General features: G+C 52.1%; 15 protein-coding genes. 6 read left to right on the top strand and 9 right to left on the bottom strand.

The annotated features are described in order from the left end of the window. Positions 1-2: 2 nt before the first annotated feature. The 3 genes from WBL42_RS02500 to rbcL all read right to left on the bottom strand — a co-directional run bounded on the left by WBL42_RS02500 (position 3) and on the right by rbcL (position 2941). Entirely contained in the window at positions 3-890 is an 888-nt protein-coding gene (locus WBL42_RS02500; RefSeq protein ID WP_424719687.1) for a metalloregulator ArsR/SmtB family transcription factor, read from the bottom strand. A 253-nt stretch (positions 891-1143) separates the two neighbouring features. Continuing rightward, complete coding sequence (locus WBL42_RS02495) at positions 1144-1338, bottom strand: hypothetical protein (protein ID WP_424719686.1); 195 nt, start codon at positions 1336-1338, stop codon at positions 1144-1146. A 310-nt stretch (positions 1339-1648) separates the two neighbouring features. Then, complete coding sequence (rbcL, locus tag WBL42_RS02490) at positions 1649-2941, bottom strand: type III ribulose-bisphosphate carboxylase (protein WP_424719685.1); 1293 nt, start codon at positions 2939-2941, stop codon at positions 1649-1651. A 269-nt stretch (positions 2942-3210) separates the two neighbouring features. On the opposite strand from rbcL, the gene WBL42_RS02485 reads away from it, so the two are divergent. Both WBL42_RS02485 and WBL42_RS02480 read left to right on the top strand, forming a co-directional pair. Next, the gene (locus WBL42_RS02485) at positions 3211-5895 is read left to right on the top strand and encodes a PAS domain S-box protein (RefSeq protein WP_424719684.1); all 2685 of its coding nucleotides are present in this window, start codon (positions 3211-3213) and stop codon (positions 5893-5895) included. A gap of 2 nt (positions 5896-5897) precedes the next feature. Next, entirely contained in the window at positions 5898-6731 is an 834-nt protein-coding gene (locus WBL42_RS02480) for an esterase/lipase family protein (RefSeq protein ID WP_424719683.1), read from the top strand. Between the two features lie 174 nt (positions 6732-6905). Here the strand turns inward: WBL42_RS02480 and WBL42_RS02475 are convergent, their stop codons facing one another. Continuing rightward, on the bottom strand, positions 6906-8357 hold the full coding sequence (locus tag WBL42_RS02475) for a response regulator (RefSeq protein ID WP_424719682.1): 1452 nt from the start codon (positions 8355-8357) through the stop codon (positions 6906-6908). Positions 8358-8715: 358 nt separating this feature from the next. Between WBL42_RS02475 and ercA the strand changes: the two genes are divergently transcribed. Together ercA and WBL42_RS02465 are read left to right on the top strand one after the other, a co-directional pair. After that, positions 8716-9879 carry an alcohol dehydrogenase-like regulatory protein ErcA gene (ercA, locus tag WBL42_RS02470; RefSeq protein WP_424719681.1) on the top strand — a complete coding sequence of 388 codons (1164 nt, stop codon included), beginning with the start codon at positions 8716-8718 and terminating at the stop codon, positions 9877-9879. After that, complete coding sequence (locus WBL42_RS02465) at positions 9863-11128, top strand: PAS domain S-box protein (RefSeq protein WP_424719680.1); 1266 nt, start codon at positions 9863-9865, stop codon at positions 11126-11128. The genes ercA and WBL42_RS02465 overlap by 17 nt, the downstream gene beginning before the upstream one ends. Positions 11129-11456: 328 nt before the next feature. Here WBL42_RS02465 and WBL42_RS02460 read toward each other — a convergent pair whose 3' ends face one another. Both WBL42_RS02460 and WBL42_RS02455 read right to left on the bottom strand, forming a co-directional pair. Continuing rightward, positions 11457-12386 (bottom strand): polyphosphate kinase 2 family protein, encoded by a 930-nt coding sequence (locus WBL42_RS02460; RefSeq protein ID WP_424719679.1) that lies wholly within the window; start codon positions 12384-12386, stop codon positions 11457-11459. Positions 12387-12571: 185 nt separating this feature from the next. Next, positions 12572-12982, bottom strand: coding sequence for a hypothetical protein (locus WBL42_RS02455; RefSeq protein ID WP_424719678.1), 411 nt, complete (start codon positions 12980-12982; stop codon positions 12572-12574). 584 nt (positions 12983-13566) lie between these two features. Here WBL42_RS02455 and WBL42_RS02450 point away from each other — a divergent pair. After that, positions 13567-14907 (top strand): PAS domain S-box protein, encoded by a 1341-nt coding sequence (locus WBL42_RS02450; RefSeq protein ID WP_424719677.1) that lies wholly within the window; start codon positions 13567-13569, stop codon positions 14905-14907. Between the two features lie 922 nt (positions 14908-15829). Here the strand turns inward: WBL42_RS02450 and WBL42_RS02445 are convergent. Genes WBL42_RS02445 through WBL42_RS02435 form a run of 3 tightly spaced genes read right to left on the bottom strand, consistent with a single transcriptional unit; the run spans position 15830 to position 18850 of the window. After that, a complete protein-coding gene (locus WBL42_RS02445) occupies positions 15830-17035 on the bottom strand; it encodes an ABC transporter permease (RefSeq protein ID WP_424719676.1) in 1206 nt (401 codons plus the stop codon). Next, on the bottom strand, positions 17032-17703 hold the full coding sequence (locus WBL42_RS02440; protein WP_424719675.1) for an ABC transporter ATP-binding protein: 672 nt from the start codon (positions 17701-17703) through the stop codon (positions 17032-17034). Before WBL42_RS02440 ends, WBL42_RS02445 begins: the two co-directional genes overlap by 4 nt. A gap of 13 nt (positions 17704-17716) precedes the next feature. After that, on the bottom strand, positions 17717-18850 hold the full coding sequence (locus WBL42_RS02435) for a COG1361 S-layer family protein (protein ID WP_424719674.1): 1134 nt from the start codon (positions 18848-18850) through the stop codon (positions 17717-17719). Between the two features lie 282 nt (positions 18851-19132). Between WBL42_RS02435 and WBL42_RS02430 the strand changes: the two genes are divergently transcribed. Continuing rightward, positions 19133-19984 carry a TrmB family transcriptional regulator gene (locus tag WBL42_RS02430; RefSeq protein ID WP_424719673.1) on the top strand — a complete coding sequence of 284 codons (852 nt, stop codon included), beginning with the start codon at positions 19133-19135 and terminating at the stop codon, positions 19982-19984. Positions 19985-20015: the final 31 nt, after the last annotated feature.

The raw sequence follows: 20015 nt of genomic DNA, 5'->3' as shown, positions 1-20015 counted from the left end.
GTTCATCTCCCTGTTTCCTGTGCTTCAGCTGCCGGGACGGGATATGCTGCGACAATCCGCCCGATGAGGTCATTGCCCGCGTTCTGGCTCTCCATGTCATCCTGTGTGAGACTGCTCTCTGATACGACTTCGACACCCCGGGACGCAAGGGAGGTCCTGAGGAGCGGCAGGGCTTCGCCGGGCTGGCCGCAGCTGGTCACGAAGACCACGGCTTTTTTCCCTTCGCAGCCGGTGAGAGCCCTGACTGCCGCGTTGATCGCCGGTGCAGGTTTCCAGGCCCAGACCGGTGTACCGATGATGAGCAGCTCGTACCGTGAGACATCGATCGTTTCCGGAAGAATCGCATCACAGGCATCCTTCCGGGAGCGGAGTACCCCGGTCGTGTACGCGGTGAAGGTCGAGTACTCTTTCCGGGTCTTTACCTCGACGAGATCGCACCCGCAGGCATTCCGGATCTGCCGGGCAACTGCCCGGGTAACGCCGGTGTACGAGAAGAAGACAACGCAGGCATTCAGTACTTTGTGCTGTGTCATCTTCCGTACGAGTTCCTTGTCGCAGTTTTCCATAACACTCGCGTACATCAGCTCGAAGTGTTCCCTGAATTGCACGATCCGTTCGCGGTTGACCGTGTAGTAGACATAGAACCCTTCCCGCCGCGAATCGACAATCCCTTCAGCTTTCAGGGTCTTCAGGTGCTGGGAGACCGCCGGCTGCGAGATGCCTAGCCGGGCGGCGAGTTCGCTGACCCCGAGCGTCCCGCTCGTATCAGTTGACAGGAGATAGATGATCTGGAGCCGGGTGAGATCGCCAAGGGCCTTGAATGTCCCGGCCATACCGGGGACGACCTCGCAGAGCTTGTTGCATTCTTTACACTTTTTGCACGGTTCCATGATTATGTATAAGTGTTTGCTTATACACTTATATATTTTTGCGGACGCTCACACGCGGCATACATCCAGAACCTGGAAAATATTATTCTAAATAGATCTCCGTAAAAATAGTTGACGCTCCCGGGGCCTGCAGCACATATTGCCTCCGCTCCCGCCGCTGGTGCAGCCCCTGCGCAAAGATAGTTCTTCGGAAAGACTCATGAAAATAATTGATCCCAACGGTTTTTCTAAAAGAGCGGAAAATATAAGAGAATTATTTCTTCGCGACGAGCGTATGTTTATCCTTATCGACCTTGTAGGACTTTGGCCGTTCGAGCAGGTCGAGCGCATTGATCTTCGCATCGACAAGCTCCTCATAATTGAACGACTCGTACTTCTTCCCGCCATCCTCGTCCCAGAAGACGACGATCCCGTTCTCCATCTTTTTACTGCTGACAATATCCTGCATACAGTCCAATCGGTAACCTGAGTTCTTGAATTTTTCTGCAGTTTCTTTAATTTATAACATGGAAAAAAGTGCTCTGTAGAAATCATTTTTTTCGAAAAGACGATGCGCCCCCCCCCTCTTGCGCCCCCAGTCCCCCGCGGGGGACGGGGCGCAGTGCGATGACCCGAGTCAAATGGCAGGTAATACGTCGTCATCGCAACCGGGGGATGCCATAGCGGCGGGGGCAAAGCCCAAAAGAGCGTCAGCGATTATGAGGTTTTCTACAGAAGCAAAAAAAGAGAACCTGGGATCAGAGAATGTGATGTCCCGGTTATATCGGTTTATAGTGGCCCCATTTCTCAAGAGCTTCCCTGAGCTCCTTTGCCTTCTTTGCTTTCTCTTCAAGGGTAACGTGTTCCTGCCAGGCATCAATGGCCTGCATGGTCGCCTTTGCCCCGGCACGTGTTCCCTTCGGGTGCCCGTGGATCCCGCCGGAGACGAGCAGTACCATCTCCGTACCATAGATGTCGAGCACATCAGGTACCAGGCCCGGGTGCAGACCTCCCGATGAGACCGGGAAGGCGCTCTTGATCTTCCCCCAGTCCTGCTCAAGGAGCATCCCTTCAACGGCTTTCGTCTTCTTCTCCCGCAGCAGGCTCGCAAGAGCAATGGATTCCCGCCGGGAGCCGGTGAGTTTGCCGACTGCCGTGCCGGTATGGATCTGCGATACGCCAATAAGACGCATCAGTTTAGCCAGGAACTGCATGGTGAGGCCGTGCTTCTTGTTCCGGTCGAAGGTCGAGTGCATGGCACGGTGCGCATGGATTGCAAGGCCGAGATCGGAACAGTAGTCCCGCATGGTCATGACGCTGGAAGTCCCCGCAACGACCACGTCGATCATTGCGTAGTTCCAGCCATTCTCCGCAAGAAGATCGGCCCGCTTCTTCATGGTCTCGACTTCAGCAGTGATGTTGAGGAACGCGGATTTCTTCTCCCCGGTCTCCTTCTCCGCCTTGTCCCGGAGTTTCGTCATGAATTTCACCCGGTCGTCGAACCGGTTGAACGAGGTGGACGTAAGGTTCTCGTCATCCTTGACGAAATCGAAACCGCCCATCCAGGTCTCGTACCCGATCTCCGCGTGCTCTTTTGCCGTAAAACCGATCTTGGGTTTCGGGACAGCACCGGTGAGGGGACGCTTTGCAACCTTCATCATCTTCCGGATCCCGGCATTGCCGAAGTGAGGTCCTTTGAAATGCTTCATGTAGGCCTGCGGGAGAGCGACATCGATCAGCCGCAGGTTCTTCACGGCTTTCATACCGAAGATATTCCCGGCAATCCCGCTCAGCAGCTGGGCCGCGTTCCCCTCTTCCCAGAGTTCGAGGGGATACGCGATCTTCACTACGTTGCCCTCGATATCGAACGCCGTTGCCTGGAGTGCCTTCATCCGCGGCGGCATGGTGAAAAGCGTTGTCCAGGTACCTGTTGAACTTTCGGACGCGATCCGCCCTGCTGCCTCTTTGCCGCTGATGCCCGCGGCGGGCTCAAAATAATAAAGACAGATGAGATCGTCCTTTGCCGGCTCGTATTTCAGATCGACAAATTCCTTGTACCAGTCAATTGCCATAAATGATCCTGTACCAAAGAATGAGATGCTAGGTAAAAAAAACTGTGGGAAGCGGTGGCAGAAAAGGGGTCCGTTACCGGGTTTTTTCAGCAGAGGTGATGCAATTTCACATGGCCATGCCATTTCAAAAATAAAATATATTATACATGCATATGATATGATCAGATCCATCGCGAGGGGGACGCGGGGACGGTCATCTGTCCTGAGACCTGCCCCGCGGATGTGCAAGGTACAACAAGTACGGCGACTGGATTGCAGAGTACTTTTTCATGACAATAAAAAAACCGAAAAAAACCGAAAAAAAAACACCCTCGCATAAAAAAAAGGCTGGTGATGCACCGGGCACGGGCAGGGTACCGGACCGTGATTTTCAGGAAATTTTTGATAACGCGGGGATTGCATCTGTTGTCATTGGCCTGGACCTGTCAATCGTCCATGCCAACAGTAAGTTCGTCGAAATCAGCGGATACGCCCTTTCGGATCTCGAAGGAAAGATGAGATGGACGGATTTTGTCGTACCTGAGGATCTTGAAAAACTGGGGATATACCATACCGGCCTGACAAAACCCGGGGGCTGGGCACCGGTCCAGTATTCGCTTACATTTACCGGAAGGGGGGGGAACAAACGCGATATATCGATTGTCACAAGCCTTGTCCCCAGTACGCGGAATGTGGTCATATCCCTCGTGGATATCACCGCCAGGAAAAAATTTGAGACCATGCTCCGGATCAATGAGGAGCGGTACCGGACACTGGTAAGTACGATCAGTACCGGGGTGTTCAGGACCACGTGCGATCACCCTGGCAGGTTTGTCTGGGCAAATCCCGCGTTTCTTGCTATCTTCGGTATAAAATCTCTTGGCGAGCTGCTGAAATGCCATATGGCGGAGCTCTATACAGTTCCGTCTGACCGCGATCGGATTATTGCCGATCTCAGGAAAGACGGGTTTGCGAAAAATTCCCTCATCCGGGCCAGAAAGATCGATAGCACGCCGCTCGTTGTCTCACTCACATCCCAGGTGAAAAAGAATGCAGAGGGGGCCATTGAATGGATCGACGGAACTGTTGAAGATATTACGGACCTCGTGCAGGCGAAGTCACAGTTTTGGGAGCTGATGGCAGCAGCCACTTCCTATGGCATCATCACAACCGATAAGGAGGGAGTGATCACTGCATTCAATGCCGGGGCTGAAGGGATGCTGGGGTACCAGTCGGACGAACTCACCGGGAGAGTTACTCCGCTTGTGATCCTTACCGAGACGGAGATTGCAGCCCGTACCCGCAAACTTGCTGATGAACTGGGCAGATCGGTGATCGGGTTTGAGATCTTCTCAGTACAGGCACTCACCTCCGGTTCCGATGACCGGGAGTGGACCTGCATCAAAAAAGATGGGACGTCTTTATCCGTAAGTATGAATGTCACCCCGCTGAAGGATACAGGTGGCAGCGTTGTCGGTTACCTCTTTGTGATACAGGAAATCACCGCAAAAAAGCGGGTGGAGGAGTCATTCCGCGTCGCCAGTCTCCAGATGTCCGGTGTGATCTACAACCTGCCGGACGCAACATTCGCCATAGATCGTGAAGGAAAAGTGATTGCCTGGAACCGGGCGATTGAAGAACTGACCGGGGTTAAGGCCATGGAAATTCTCGGGCAGGGAAATTATGCATATGCCGTCCCGTTCTATGGTAACCGCAGGCCGATGCTCGTAGACCTCGTATTTTCCGAAGACCGCAAAATCGAGGGCTGGGATTATACCGGCATAGAACGGAGCAGGAATTCCCTTTCCGCAGAAACGTCCTCCATGAAGCCCCAGGGAAGGACGCTCATTATGCGGGGAGTTGCCGCGCCGATCTATGATAAGGCCGGTGAGATTGCCGGCGTGATCGAATCTCTGCTGGATGTTACAACCACGAGGAGACGTGAGCATGCCATCCGGGATACCCTGTCACGGTACCAGGCGATTCTCGATTACACGGGGGCGGCAACAGCCATCATCGAACAGGACTCAACGATCTCCTACATCAATCCGGAATTCGAGAAGATCACCGGGTATGTCAAGGAGGAGGTTGAAGACAGGAAGAAGTGGATGGACTTTGTCATACCCGAGGATGTTGACCGTATGCGCCTGTACCAGGGCAGGGTCGCCCAGATGAATTCCCCAAGTACCGGGGAATTCCGGTTTATCCGGTGGGATGGCCAGGTCCGGAACGGGTATGTAACTCTCGCCCTTATCCCGGATATGAAAAAATTTGTCTTTTCGATCCTGGATATCACCGATAAAATCCAGGCAGAGGACGCATGCCTTCGGGCAAACAAGAAGCTGAATTTCTTCAACGCCATCACCCGCCATGAGATCCTTAACCACCTGACCGTCCTGAAAGGAAACCTCGAACTTACCCTGGCGCATGGCACTGATGAGGCCACGCGGGTTACCCTTGAGAAGGAACTGGCAGCATCCAATGCCATCCAGGCCCAGATCATGTTTACCCGGGACTACCAGGACATCGGCCTCCAGCCGCCGGAATGGCAGGATGTAGGGATGGCCATCCACAGGGGGTGTGCTGGTCTCCGGCTTGGCGAGGTCCGGGTGGAGGCCGATATCCAGGGCGTCGGGATCTTTGCCGATAAGCTCCTTGAACGGGTATTCTTCCACCTTGTCGACAACGGGGTCAGGTACGGCGAGAAGATCACCCGGATCCGCTTTTCCTGCAACGAGTCCTTTGAGGAACTTCTCATCACCTGCGAAGATGACGGGGTCGGGATCCCGCCGGGTGCAAAAGAGAAGATCTTCAACCATCTTTTCTTCCGGAATGTCGGTCTGGACATGTACCTGTCGCGCGAGATCCTCTCCCTTACCGGGATCACCATCAGGGAAACGGGAACCTTTGGAAAAGGCGCCCTTTTCGAGATCCGGGTGCCCAAGGGGGCTTACCGGTTTACCGGGTCACACTGAATATGAAAGAATGCACGGTAAGCCGGGTCCCGGTCGTACTGATCCATGGCTGGAACAGTCATCCGGGTATCTGGAACCGTCTCGGTCCGCTCCTGGCGGATGCTTCCATACCGTGCTGGACATTTGATCATTCTGCTATGAAGAAGGCCGCGGTTCCTGAAATTGCGGCAGCCCTTGGGAGATATATCAGATCGATGCGGGACCGGGAAGGGTACCGGGGGCCGGTTGATATGGTCTGTCATTCCATGGGAAGCTGTATCGCCCGGTACTTCCTTGAAGTGCAGGACGGTGCCGGGAGACAGGAGCCGGTGAGGGGCCTCATCTGTCTTGGCCCGCCCAACAATGGCTCGGCGCTTGCCGAACTCTTCAATGATCCCTGCCGCAAAGACGGGATCATCGGGCAACTGTCAGGAGTTTTTGTCCCCCGGGGATTTGATCCGGGAGCCGACCCCCTTGTCCAAGATGTCCGGCCGGGAAGCCTGGTTATGCAGCACCTCAGGAACGCAGGAACCCGGCCCGACATCATCTACCGGATCATCGTGGCCACAAATACCTGCGAGGATCCGGCATTCTTTCCCTGGTTTCTGGGGAAGACGTGGGAATGTTCCGGCAGGCGGGCATACCGGGCAACGTTTGAAGGGGACGGGATCGTCCCTCACAGTGAGTCACGCCTGCCTGGAATACCCCTCGACGTGATCTCCGTTTTCAGGGAACCCCATGATCCTGCGCTTGCCCCGATCCAGTACTGCCATATCAACCTCCCACGGAACCCTGTCGTCATGGAACGAATCCTGCAGTACCTCGTGATGCCGGTACATGACACGGTAACCCGGTAACTGCATCAGGGAAACCGGTGTATCCGGAAACGGGGCGTAATTTGGGATCATAACACCCATAGGTGTGTTCCAGCCTGCGGAGAAAAAATGAGGGGTATGTGCGGAACCAATGCAAATACCAGATAACACTTGAGGCAATGGATTCCGGCTCATGCCCGTACCAAGAGCTCGTGTTTATTGCCGGCCCCGGAAAAGGAGCCGGATGATTGCAGCAATGATACCCGTCCCGGAACTGCGCGTATCCGGTTGTGCGGCAGGGACTTCCGGGATCTTCGCATCCCGGCCATACGAACTTGTTTCCGGATTTACAAGGTACTTGTCTCTTTCAAAAGACGGGGGCCGGACCGATCCGGTTTCCTGAAGGGAAACCGAAACGGTACTTTCGGGGGGATGAGCAACTCCATCCGCGGGAAGATCGGAAGGGACCTCAGGGGATTGCCCAATCCCCTGATCCCCGGGGGGTTCTGGCTCAAAAAGCCCTTCGAGTCCGGAAGGGACGTGTCCGGAGGGATGTTCTTCCACGGGGCTATCGTCAGCAGTATCATCGGGAGGTGCAACGTGATCCTCACCCGGGGAATGCCCTGATGAAGGGCCAGGACTATGCAGGGAGCTGCACTCATTCGAAGGACACGGTACAGCCGGAGAGTGCGTGTCATCAGGAAAAGCTCCTGGCAATTCCTGCCCGGGAATGTTCTCCCCCCGGGAGGACTGATCATCACCGGATGTGTCGTATCCGGTTCCGGGAGTTGACACATTCCCCGGCTCCGTATTCTTTTCAGGCAGGGACGGATTTATCAGGTCCTGGGAGACGGAGACCGGCGCCGGGGAGATCCCCCCGGGATCTTCTCTCTCATCCATGCCGGAATCGTTCTCAGGGGTTCCCGGTGGAGAGTCCCCGGCGGGTACATTCCCGGTCTCCTCTTCACGGGGTAATGGCTGGGTCTCACAGCCTGGTGTTCCGATGACCGTACCGGGCAGTTCAATGGGATCGGAATCACCGGGCAGGGAAATGCCGGTATCGCGGAAAAACGCCTCTATCAGGGACCCGGTCCCGCGGATCCTCTCCTCAAGCACCACGATCGAAGAGCCAAGTTCTTCACGCTGCAGTTCCGTTATCGAGGGGTGGTCGAGATGTTTTTTCATGACCGCCAGCAGGTTGGTATCGATCTCGAGATTCGAGGATAGGGCCTGGTACTCCTCGATCTTTTCCACAGGGACCCCACGGGCAGTCCAGAAGGAGAGGATACGTTTCTTCCGGTCCTGACGCTCCAGTATTCTTGCAACAGCAGACAGGAGCTCTTTTGGGCTGACAGGTTTTGTCAGGAAATCGTCAATCCTGATCCGGTGCGCCTCTGCTTCTTCAAAACTGATCTTCTTTGCCGAGAACATCAGGATCGGGATATGCCGGGTCCGGGGATTATCCTTGATCCGTGACAGCGTCTCCCACCCATCCATGGGCTCCATCATGATATCGAGAATGATAACAGATGGCATCTCGGTCCGGAGGATCTGGAGACATTCCTCTCCGCCAAACGAGGGAATTGCGCGATAGTTTTTTTTGAGCAGGGCTACGAGACCCTCTACGATGAATGTGCTGTCGTCAACAACGAGAACAGTATCAGTCACGCGAAACCCTGTCTCCATCAGGATGATAATTCGGGATTCCCGGTGATTCAGGCCCTGATGCTGCCGGACCGGATCATTCAGGAAATCAATTGGGTTTTTCTTTCTTATGTATATCTGCCAAAATGATGATTAAGTACCTGATTGGCTAAGGGATTGAATCCATTATAGCGGAGAACCGGACCCTGTCAGGTCTGGATCTGTAAGATACCAGAAGAGGGAAATACCCGGGTCTCTGGCGGTTAAATTCACAAAAGCCCGCGCATTGTCCATAAAAACCTCCTATTAAGTAACCTGCCGGGGATCTTCAAAATGTTGAAATATTAGTATACCGTGTATTGACTTGAACGGGGGACTGGGGATGACGGCCGGCAGTTTTGAACTCAGGAAATTTGTTGCACCGGAGTTTGTGCTCGGGACTGATGCCCGCCTGCTGGCAGGCAGGTATGCAAAAAACCTTGGTGCACGACATGTACTCGTGGTTACCGACCCCATTATTATCCGGGAGGGCTGGGTAAAAGGGGTGACCGACAGTCTCGAAGAAGAGGAGATTGGTCACACCATTTTTTCCGGGGTCTCTCCCAACCCCCGGGATGAAGAGGCCATGAAGGGGGCACACGCCTTCAAAGAATCAGCGTGCGACTCCATCGTGGCGATAGGCGGGGGAAGCCCCATCGATTGTGCCAAGGGGATCGGGATTGTCACTTCAAACGGAAAACATATACTGGAATATGAAGGCGTGGACAATATTCCCGTTCCCGCCCCACCCCTGATATGCATCCCAACAACTGCCGGGACCGGGGCCGATGTGTCCCAGTTTGCCATCATCAATGATACCAGAAGACGTGTAAAAATTGCGATCATCAGCAAGAAGATAGTGCCGGATATCGCGCTTATCGATCCAGTCCCCCTTACCTCCCTGAATTCCGAACTGACGGCACACACCGGTATGGACGCAATCACGCATAGCGTTGAAGCCTATGTCTCCAATGCCAGTTCGCCGGTAACGGATATCAACTCCCTCGAATCTGTCAGGCTGATGCACGCCCATCTCCAGCCGGCAGCAAAAAGCCCGAAGAATCCCGAACACCGGTACCAGACGATGCTCGGGAGCCTGCTTGCCGGCCTTGCATTCTCCAATGCCAGTCTCGGCGCAGTCCATGCCATGGCTCACAGTCTTGGAGGTTTCTCTGACCTCCCCCACGGGGAATGTAATGCTCTGTTGCTGCAGCATGTCATCGCATTCAACTTCCCCGCATGCCCGAAGCGGTACGAAGATATCGGGGTTGCATTTGGTATGGATCTTAATGACCTGAATCTTACTGAAAAAAAAGAGAGGATCATTTCGGGCATAGCAGCATTCCGCGACACGCTCGGAGTAACAGAGACACTGGGAGATCTGGGTGTAACAAAACAGGACATTCCACAACTTGCACAGAACGCGATGCACGATCCCTGCATGGCCACCAACCCGAGACAGCCGACCCGGAAGGATATCGAACGGATCTATGAAGAAGCATTCTGACGAGACCCCCGACTGGCAGGGCCAGAGAGACAAGATCATCGGACTTGGAGAGTCGTCCATCAGGAAGAGTTACTATCCCGAGCTCCAGGAGAAACTGGCAGAGCTGGAGAGAAAGAACGCGGACCTGAAAGAGGCATACGAAAACCTCACATCCAGTGAGGAAGAACTGCGGCAGAATTACGAGGAACTCAGAAAAACGGAGAGGGAGCTCCGCAGTGCCAAGACATTCATGCAGGCCATCTACAACGGTTCCCCGGATATGATCATGGTCCACAATACAGAGGGCAGGATCATTGAAATGAACCAGAATGCCGTCAAAGGTTACGGATATACGCTTGATGAAATGACCAATTTACGTCCGGAGATGGCAAGCGGAAGTGGCTATACAGACGAGATGGGGATGGCCAGAATCCGGCAGGCATTCGAAGAGGGCGCTGCGGATTTTGAATGGGCGGGCAGGCGGAAGAACGGGGAGGAGTTCCCGGTTGAAGTCCGGCTCCGCAGGATCGAATCGGAAACAGCAGCAGGTCTGCGCGAGCCACGTGTCCTCGCTATTGTCAGGGATATTACCGAACGCAGAATGGCAGACAGCGCCCTGGAGCAGGCACGTAAAAAACTGGGACTGCTCAATACCATCATATTCCAGGATATCCAGAGCACGATCTTTGCGCTCTCTGCGTACATGCAGCTGGCTGCCAGCGATCATGAGGGAGTAAAAGCCAAATCCTATGCGGAGAAAGAGGAGTTCCTCATCCATAAGATCATCAGCTCGCTGAATTTTGCCAGGAATTACCAGGAACTGGGTGTCCAGCCGTCCCGCTGGCAGAATGTGAACCAGGTATTCCTGTATGCAATATCGCACCTTGATTCCCTGAAAATTTCCCGGACGGTCCAGCTGAACAATCTGGAGATCTATGCCGATCCCCTCCTGGAAAAGGTCTTTTTCAACCTGATAGAGAACATCTTCCTGCACGGTCAGAAGGCGACGGAACTCTCCTTCACGTACCGGGAGGATTCTACCGGGCTCCTCCTGCTCTTCCAAGACGATGGGGTGGGAATCCCTGCGGAGGAAAAGAAAAAGATCTTTGAACGGGGGTACGGGAAAAATACCGGTCTTGGACTGTACCTTGCCCGGGAAATCCTCTCAATTACCGGAATATCCATCCATGAAACGGGGGTTGAAGGCGAGGGGGCACGGTTTGAGATCTTCGTCCCAAAGGGGGCATACCGGATTTCCATGGAAAAATAACCCTCCCGCATACACAGGACAGTTCCCGCCGGATGGTGATGTATCGACCGGGGTACCTCCAGCCAGTCCCCTTGTAGCCGTTGAAGGACATGCAGGTATCGATATATCGATGATCTGTTCGTGTCCTAGCGGTTTTCCCGGCCGTCAACCGGCCCTCCACCCCGCTCCACAGGACACCCCTTCCTCCGTATTGTTATCCTGTTTCCCGCCAGCGTTATCGAATCCCTGCCCGCGGTACCGGAGATCAGCGGCGGGTATGCAGGACTGTAATGACCTGTGCATCCCTTTGCATGGCAGGGCTGCTTTGCCGGAGTGTTTTTAAAAAGGATCAGGCTTTTTTCCTGCCGCCCTTCTTTTCCTTCTTCCGGGTGCTGCCGGGACCATCACTCTCGTTTTCCATATCAGCCTTCGCCTTGAGCAATGCATCTTTCTCTTCCGTAGTGACTTTCGGGTATTCCAGCTGAAGTTTGTCGAGTGCCCGGTGAATCACAGAAACAACGGCAAGCCGGGTAAACCACTTGTGATCGGCCGGGATGATATACCAGGGAGCGTTGGCGGTGCTGGTATGGTTGAACATATCTTCGTAGGCCTCCATATAATCTTCAAAGAAGGCCCGCTCGTGGATATCTGCTGCCGAGAATTTCCAGTTCTTGTCCGGTTCCTCGACGCGCTGGAGAAAACGTCTCTTCTGTTCCTCTTTTGAAACATACAGGAAGAATTTCAGGACGATGATCCCGTTGTCTGTTAAGTATTTTTCAAAATGGTTGATCTCGTCGAACCGCCGGTTCCAGAGATTCCGGTCATTGAGTTCCGGGGGAATATGCTGCCGGGCAAGATATTCCGGGTGGACCCGGACCACAAGGACCTCCTCATAATACGACCGGTTGAAAATGCCGATATCGCCCCTCCGGGGGAGGGCGATATAATTCCTCCAGAGATAATCATGGTTGAGTTCCTCGACACTCGGGACCTTGAAACTGGTCACCTGGACACCCTGCGGGTTCACACCGGACATGACGTGTTTTATCGTGCTGTCTTTCCCTGCAGCATCCATTGCCTGGAATATGATCAGCAGCGCGTACGTATCCTGTGCATACAGTTTGTCCTGCTGGAGGGAGAGGAGACGAATACCGGCGGCAATCGCATCTTCGGCATCTTCCTTGGACATGAAATGGCCGATATGGCCGGGATCGTAGTCATTACGGAGATCAATTTTTTTCCCCGGGGGGACTATAAGGGAGGCCAGAAGGTTATCCATCTTTTTTGTCACGGAATCCACGCTCAGTTTTTATCATTGTCAGTAATCCAGAAGAAACCTCCGGCCTGATCCCGGTTCAACAAACCCTGAACAGGGTTTTGGGACGAATACGATTTGGCCGGTACAACCCCGGAAAAAACCATTGACAGGTGTAACACATGATTAATGAAAAACAGGGGTTTTTGTCAGGGCGAACTGTTTCTGCACGCCGGGCAGTTCAGCCCGTAATCATGGTAGATCTCTTTCCATGGGGCAAAACCTGTACAGACCGCCGGTTTGGTATCATGAATCCGGCAACAGACTTTCCCGTCGCCTTTCCTGAAATAGAAAGGACAGTAGTGCAGAGTACGGCCATCAGGATCCACCCAGTACGAGATCCGTACAACATCCGGGAGATCTTCAAGGGTGATCTTTGAGGCATTCCTTCCGCTGAACTGCCTTCCATCACGAACCCGGATCGATACGTGCCGGAGAATATCAAAACGCCGGTCAATGATCCAGGGAACAAGATCTTCCGTGATCCCTTTCTGGTCCCATCCCCACTTCTCGCAGCATGTGCCGCACTGCCGGCAGTCCTGGGCGCTGTCCAATGGCATCCCTTACGAAAATATTAGCCGCGGGGGATATTAGATTGTGGTCAGGAACCTTGGGGGCTAAATAAAAATCCCGGAGAGCCGGTATTCCTGAAGCGTTGTGAAACAGATTTTACCTTCACCGCAGGAGATATTTGACAGGATTTCCCCACCAGGAAGCCAGCCTGGGGTACTGGATGGGTAATCCCTCTCAATTGGTAAGAACAGAAAACATATATAACAAAATGTCAAATATACTTTACAAATACTTGTGCCGAATGGCACAGGTATTGCAGTACAGCATAGAGAACAACAGAACACGAGCAGCAAGAACACCTGTGAGACGCCGGCGCGGGATGCACACCCGCAGCCGGTGTTTTTCTAAAAAATGTCCACCCTCCAAAGGATATGGCAGGGCAATCCTCAACCGTAACCGGTCCGTAAAATCCACTGAACGGACCGGTTTTTCAGATCGGTCCATCCGGTGAAACCCGGGACCGGATTTTATTTCCGATGTATAATTTCCGTCATTGGTTATACATTTTCGTCATAGACAACAATTAATAATTTTTCGCCCGTAGTTATTACCATACCAGAACGATTGCCATATGATGCAGGATTACCAGCACGAACTCATGCGGATCCGTGAACTCCTCAAGAAGGATCCGGATGGCATGAGCATTACCGATCTCTCAAAAGCTCTTGGGAAGAACAAGAGTACTGTCGGGAGGTACCTGGACATCCTGCTCATATCCGGCCAGGTCGACATGAGAACGTATGGCATGACCAAGGTATTCACCCTGTCCCAGAGAGTTCCGCTCTCGGCCATGCTCAGTTATTCCCGGGAACTGATCATGGTGCTTGATGCTGACTCCCGCATCGTCGATATAAATGATAATTTCCTGAAACTGCTGCACCTGTCCCGACAAAATACCCTTGGAAAAACTCTCTCGTACATAAATCCCCCGGATGTCGATGTACATGAGCTGCTCGAAACGTTCTCTGCCGGGTCTGCCGACCAGGATCACCAGGTCACCTTCAACCTCAAAGGGGGGGGAGAACGGTTCTTCCGGCAGAAATCCGTTCCAACCGTTTTTGAAGACGGGCGCAAAGGTCTGACCGTCATTTTGGAAGATATTACCGGGAGGATCATCGCCGATCGGGAGATCCGGGAAAGTGAGGAGCGGTTCAGGATGATGGCAGAGAACATCCAGGACGGCCTCCTGATAATGGAGAACGACAAGCACATCTTCTCCAATAACCGGATCACGGAGATCACCGGCTACCAGCTCGAGGAACTGAAAACAATGGAGCCTCTTGCTATCGTAGCACCCGAGTGTAAGGATAAAGCCCGCAGCCGGATTGAGGATCTGAAGAAGAACCCGGAACAGCCCGGCGAACTCCTGATGTGGATCATTACAAAAGCGGGAGAGCGCAGGTTTGCCTGTGTGCGGGTCACCGCTGTGCGTCACCAGGAAACATATTACCATTTTATCATCTTTACCGATCTCACGGAGCTCAAGCAGCAGGAAGTATTGCTCAGAGAAAGTGAACAGCGGTTCAGGATGATGGCAGAGAACATTCAGGATGGCCTTTTTATTGCGGAAAACGGAAACGTGGTATTTGCCAACCGGCGGATCTCCGAGATCACCGGGTACTCCCATGAAGATCTCATTAAGATGAAATCCGCCGATCTGGTGACAGCAGAGGATCGTGAACGTCTGGAAGGGATCATCCATAATACCAGGCCGGCGGAAGGGCCCGGGCAGTTTACCGTCTGGATAAAATGCAAGGACGGCAGTCGCCGCTGCATCCTGGGCAGGGTTACTGCCGCCTGGCAGGAATCGGTCCTGAGTACCTATATTACCATGACCGATATTACGGAGTCCACAGAGCGCGAACAGGCCCTCCGGGATCGTCTTGCTGCGCTTCAGCAAGTCCTTACCTGAGATTGTCGGATTTTCCCAAAGCCCGTATTTCAGCAGTTCTTACGGAGATCTGCCTCCCGTGCAAAAAATCTTCGGTTTTCGCAGGTTACCGGGGATTTAACCGGCGTCAATCCGTCCCACTGAATGGAATAAACAGGTATAATCACTACCATACGAATTTACTCCTCCGTCTGTCGACATCCACTGCGATCCCATGGTATCCCCGGGAACCCGCACCGTCTGCGGGACCGGCTGCACTAGTACTGTAAAACGGGTTCAAGGTTACCCGGATTTCCGACGCTTTTTGGGTCGAGGATTTATTTAAAAAAAGACACAATGGATTGTAGAATATTAATTTTTTTCGTTTCTTGAATTTTTCTGCTCTGTAGAAATCATTTTTTTCGAAGAGACGATGCCCCGAGTCACATGGCAGGTAATACATCGTCATCGCAACTGGGGGATGCCATAGCGGCGGGGGCAAAGCCCCAAAGAGCGTCAGCGATTATGAGGTTTTCTACAGAGCAAATTTTTCTTAAAATTCTACCCCGCTTTTTGACGTATCCTGCAATATTTTTTGTTATTCTGCCGGGATTCGCAAAGCAAGTATTGGATTGATCATGTCGACGGCATAAAATTTCGTCCCCGGTATCAATTGTGCTGATGGATCATACATGTACCGAGAGGATAAACTCAAGTATGATTCTTTTATTCGGGTTTTCAAAATGCCTGTATATGGTGGGTAATAGGGAGTTCGTACAACTCCCTCGAATTATTCGTCGGAAGTGCTTACCCCTCCCTGGAACCCAACCAATTCCTGCTGTTTCGGTGTTTCGAATACGGGCCTTGTTTTTACCGGGTATAACGTTCAATGCCGTCGGGTTTTTCCTTATCAATCACATATCCGTTACCTCCGGAATCCTGTAAAAATGGATTTGTCTTTCCCTTACTCGTGCCTGAGTGCATCGATCGGGTTGAGATTTGCCGCCTGCCACGCCGGATACACTCCGCAGAGAATACAGATGACGATCCCAAAACCGACCCCTTCGGCAACTGATAACATGCTCGACACGGTAAAGAGGTACTGAGTGGTACCGAGCATCAGGGCGCTTATCACATACCCGGCAAGGATACAGAGACTTCCCCCGATCACGCTTCCCGTGACACCGATGATGGCAGCCTCATAGATGAACATGCTCATCACCTCTTTTTTCTGGGTGCCGATGCTGCGCATGATCCCGATCTCCTTGATCCTTTCATTGACAGACATCATCATGATGTTAAAGATGGAGACCCCGGCAACGATCATCGAGATGCCACCAATAGCCTCGACAAATGTCGTGACCGTGCTAAATGTCGCGTAGATGGATGAGAGGGTTGCCTTACTGTCCGTCACGGAAACGGTTTTATCTCTGGTGTTTCGGTTGAGCTGATTCTCGATAGTCGTCGTTACATCGGCAGTGTTGCCGCTGGTAACTTTTACGACAACTTCATTGTATTCATCCTGCTCGTTGTAGGTATTCTCAAACCAGTCTTTTGTTACGACAATGGAACTATCGGTGCTGATATCGAAGCTCATTCCCCGTTTTATAATAATACCAGTAACCCTGAGCGTGCCGTATTGCCCGTCAGTTCCGATAGAAATTCGCGAACCGACTTTGACGTTATGATCCGCTGCAAATGTCGAACCCACCAAACAGCCGGAGTTTGCGTTGTTGTAATCCCCTGCCTGGAGGTCGGGTAACAGATCGGATTCATCATTGGTCGGGATACCGTAAATGGTCGCCACAATGTCGTCGCTTCCGACACCCACTTTCATATGTTCGGATGTTGAAAGTACGGGAATCGCTACATTCGGGGCGACGACACGTTTGATCTGCTGGTAATTCTGATCGGTGAGCATTAAGTTTGCTGAGCTCCCTCCGCCACCACCTCCCATTCCCCCTCCACCGCCCCCGCTGTACGGGGTGACAATTACCGAGTCCCCCACTGAAGAAAGACTTGAGCTGATCTCTTGTGTCATACTGTTTCCAAGGATGCCCATGGCACCAATGGCGACGACACCGATGATGATCCCGAGCATCGCAAGGGTCGAGCGCAACATGTGGATCCGGATATTTCGTTTGGAGATCTCCCAGAATATCGTACTCATGGTGCAATTCTCCCGTCTACAATCCTGACAATCCGATCTGTATATTCGGCTACATGGGGATCGTGAGTGACAATGATGATTGTCGAGCCCTTCCGGTTGAGTTCCGTCATAAGCTCCATGATGCTTGCCCCGGTCTTTGAATCGAGATTACCTGTTGGTTCATCGCAGAGCAGGATATCGGGATCGTTGATGAGCGCCCGTGCGACTGCAACCCTCTGTTGCTGGCCTCCCGAGAGTTCAAGTGGTGTGTGGGTGTAGAGATGTTCTTCGAGCTGGACTGCATGGAGTACTTCGATGGCTTTTTTAGGATCAACACTTTTTTGCGATTTGAGCATCTGGGGGAAACTGACATTCTCAATGATGTTTAACAGCGGGAAGAGGTTGAAGTACTGGAAGATGAACCCGATGCGATCCCGTCGCAGGTTCGTGAGTTCGACATCGGTCATGTCGCGCACACCGATCCCGCTCATGAAGATATCGCCAGTAGTCGGCATATCAAGGCATCCCATCAGGTTCAAGAGTGTTGATTTACCGGAACCTGATGGCCCCATGATCGAGATGAACTCCCCGCGTTCCACTTCAAATGAGATGTGGTTGAGCGCCGTCACATCTCCGGCCCTGAGAGGGTAGATCTTCACCACATCGGAGAACTGGATTACCGGTTGCATGACGCCCCATCCCTTACTGGTTCTTCCGTTTCTTCATGTAGAGATACCCGCCCACGCCAAGCACAATGATAATGACAACGGCCAGTGCCGGGAGCATGCCTGACTGTGAAGCAGTCTGTGTTGTAGCCTGGGTCAGATCGATGTTCTGAACGGAGGTGATCACATTGCCGTCACTGTCTTTGTAGGACTGCTGCATGGGAACGCTTGTCGTGCCTTCAGGAACCTTAAAGGTGACCTCGAAGCTGCCGAAGTCATCTGGTTTGAGTGCACCGATCACGTAATTCCTGTCCGGGTCCTGTGGTACGGCGGGGGAAAGTGATGTGACCGTGACACCATTTGCTGTCGAGAGACCGGCATTGGTTAGATCCCCGGTGACGTCGTATGTCCCATTGTTGAGAGCGACAACAATATTGCTCATCACCGGGTCAGCCTGCTGCTTATCAGTAGTAAAAGGGATCGGCAGGGTCGTGTTGACGGTGTGGGGATTATCCCCATTATCGTAATCGACATGCATGAAGAGTGAAGTGGGGGTGTCAGGTATAACGGTAAAATTGACCATTGTACTGGTCCCGGAAGCCAGATAACCGATATATGTCTTTGAGGGCGTAAGGGTGACATCGTTCCCTGTGGCTTCAAAGATCACATTTTTTATGTCGTTGTCGCGAGGGTTAGAAATCTGTACACTGATCGTTTCCTTTACTCCCTGTGTGAATGCATCCGGTTTGTCAGCAACGGCCATGACAAGAGGTGAATTGTCCACCTTGACCGGAGTACGGTAATACATGCCGTTGCCAGCGCTGAAGCTTAAAGAAAAGGAGGGGTAATACGTACCTGCATTCTTATCGGTTTCAATTGAGAATACGAACGACCGGGTTTGGAGAGGCCCAATATTGGAAGAAGTATCATACGTGCCACTGGTAAGTTGGATATCATTATCACCAAATGTCGCATGGTTGACCATGACACTCTGGTTTGCATTCCCATTTGTAACATAAAACGTTGCCGTGGCGGTATCCCCGGTAAAGAGGACTGCCGGATCTATTGTATAATTAGATACGTATACATTACTTGCAGCCTGGATTGTATTGCTCGTGCTGTCACCGCTTACCGGTAGAATCAGAAATCCCGTGGTTACGATAAGGACCATAAAGATTCCATACGCAAGAATGGGGAAGCGGGAGAGAGTTCTCTTCCGTGGTCCTGAATTAGCCGGTCTGCGGTCTGCTACAAAATCCCGGGTATCTGGATATGCTGAAAGGTATGTCATTTTTGAATAATCGCTCTTCCTCAAATCTGTAGTAAATCTTTTTACTACAATCTGCTTTACTAGGGTTCTACCCACGATTATAAAAAATGAACGCACCAAAGTAGTTAATTTTTTAACAACTCTGCTATTATTTTAACAACTTGGTGATTACCATTAATTATTATGAATAGCATTCCCGCAGATCTCATAAAATCGCTTAACGATCTCGGGTTATCCAACTATGAAGCGAACGTGTACGCCTCATTGGTTCTATACGACAACGCTGAGGCAAAAGAGCTCATCGATTTCCTGAAAATTTCAAAGCCGAGTGTATACGAGGCACTGGACCGTCTCGCAGAGATGGGGCTTGCCGTGAAGAGAATCTCAAAACCTGCCCGGTACAGCGCGATCTCCCCCGATATGGCAATCACACTCCTCATGGACAAGCACCGGAAGGCAGCAGACCAGGCACTTGAAGCACTCAGGTCACTGGAGAAAGAGAAGGTACGTACCGATAAGGAGGATGCCCTCTGGACCATTTACGGGGACACAAACATAGAGTATAAAATCCGGGAACTTTTCGGGAAAGCGAAACGACAGGTCAGCTGCATGATAGGTGAACGGTATCTCCCGTTCATAGAGAATATCAAGATCAGGGACGTATCGCTGCAACTCATGGTGATCTCGGATGATCCGGAACTTGAGGGAAAACTACGGAAATTATTTCTGGGAAAAAATACTGTCATCCATGTCATCACTGCGGAACAATTCAAAATACCGCCACCATTTGCCCCTCCTGAGTTTGAGGAGATCCATAAGCTGATGAAAGTTGAAAATACCCTTGAACTTATTGTTGATGATGAGGAACTCCTCTTGGTCCCGCCTTTTATTTCAGGCAGCGTATCCGTTCTCAATACTAGGAATAAGGGAGCAATTCTCCAAATGAAGATGATCAGCCAGCTTCACTTGAAACGGTTTATCAAAGGCGGGGAATTGTCCTTTCCCCCATCTTTTCACAAGAAAAAGCGGGCATGATTAATCGAATCCACAGTCAACAGTGTGTAAA

The organism is Methanoregula sp. (genome assembly GCF_049686655.1).
In the GTDB taxonomy this organism is placed as follows: domain Archaea; phylum Halobacteriota; class Methanomicrobia; order Methanomicrobiales; family Methanospirillaceae; genus Methanoregula.
Note: the sequence above shows the minus strand (reverse complement) of the source record. Positions and strands in the feature narration are given on the sequence as shown.

Coding starts and splice junctions, on each gene's coding strand:
- WBL42_RS02440 (WP_424719675.1), bottom strand. CDS start 17,703: ATGCAACCGGTAATCCAGTTCTCCGATGTGGTGAAGATCTACCCTCTC.
- WBL42_RS02480 (WP_424719683.1), top strand. CDS start 5,898: ATGAAAGAATGCACGGTAAGCCGGGTCCCGGTCGTACTGATCCATGGC.
- WBL42_RS02430 (WP_424719673.1), top strand. CDS start 19,133: ATGAATAGCATTCCCGCAGATCTCATAAAATCGCTTAACGATCTCGGG.
- WBL42_RS02460 (WP_424719679.1), bottom strand. CDS start 12,386: ATGGATAACCTTCTGGCCTCCCTTATAGTCCCCCCGGGGAAAAAAATT.
- WBL42_RS02435 (WP_424719674.1), bottom strand. CDS start 18,850: ATGGTCCTTATCGTAACCACGGGATTTCTGATTCTACCGGTAAGCGGT.
- WBL42_RS02495 (WP_424719686.1), bottom strand. CDS start 1,338: ATGCAGGATATTGTCAGCAGTAAAAAGATGGAGAACGGGATCGTCGTC.
- rbcL (WP_424719685.1), bottom strand. CDS start 2,941: ATGGCAATTGACTGGTACAAGGAATTTGTCGATCTGAAATACGAGCCG.
- ercA (WP_424719681.1), top strand. CDS start 8,716: ATGACGGCCGGCAGTTTTGAACTCAGGAAATTTGTTGCACCGGAGTTT.
- WBL42_RS02485 (WP_424719684.1), top strand. CDS start 3,211: ATGACAATAAAAAAACCGAAAAAAACCGAAAAAAAAACACCCTCGCAT.
- WBL42_RS02465 (WP_424719680.1), top strand. CDS start 9,863: ATGAAGAAGCATTCTGACGAGACCCCCGACTGGCAGGGCCAGAGAGAC.
- WBL42_RS02450 (WP_424719677.1), top strand. CDS start 13,567: ATGATGCAGGATTACCAGCACGAACTCATGCGGATCCGTGAACTCCTC.
- WBL42_RS02445 (WP_424719676.1), bottom strand. CDS start 17,035: ATGAGTACGATATTCTGGGAGATCTCCAAACGAAATATCCGGATCCAC.
- WBL42_RS02500 (WP_424719687.1), bottom strand. CDS start 890: ATGGAACCGTGCAAAAAGTGTAAAGAATGCAACAAGCTCTGCGAGGTC.
- WBL42_RS02455 (WP_424719678.1), bottom strand. CDS start 12,982: ATGCCATTGGACAGCGCCCAGGACTGCCGGCAGTGCGGCACATGCTGC.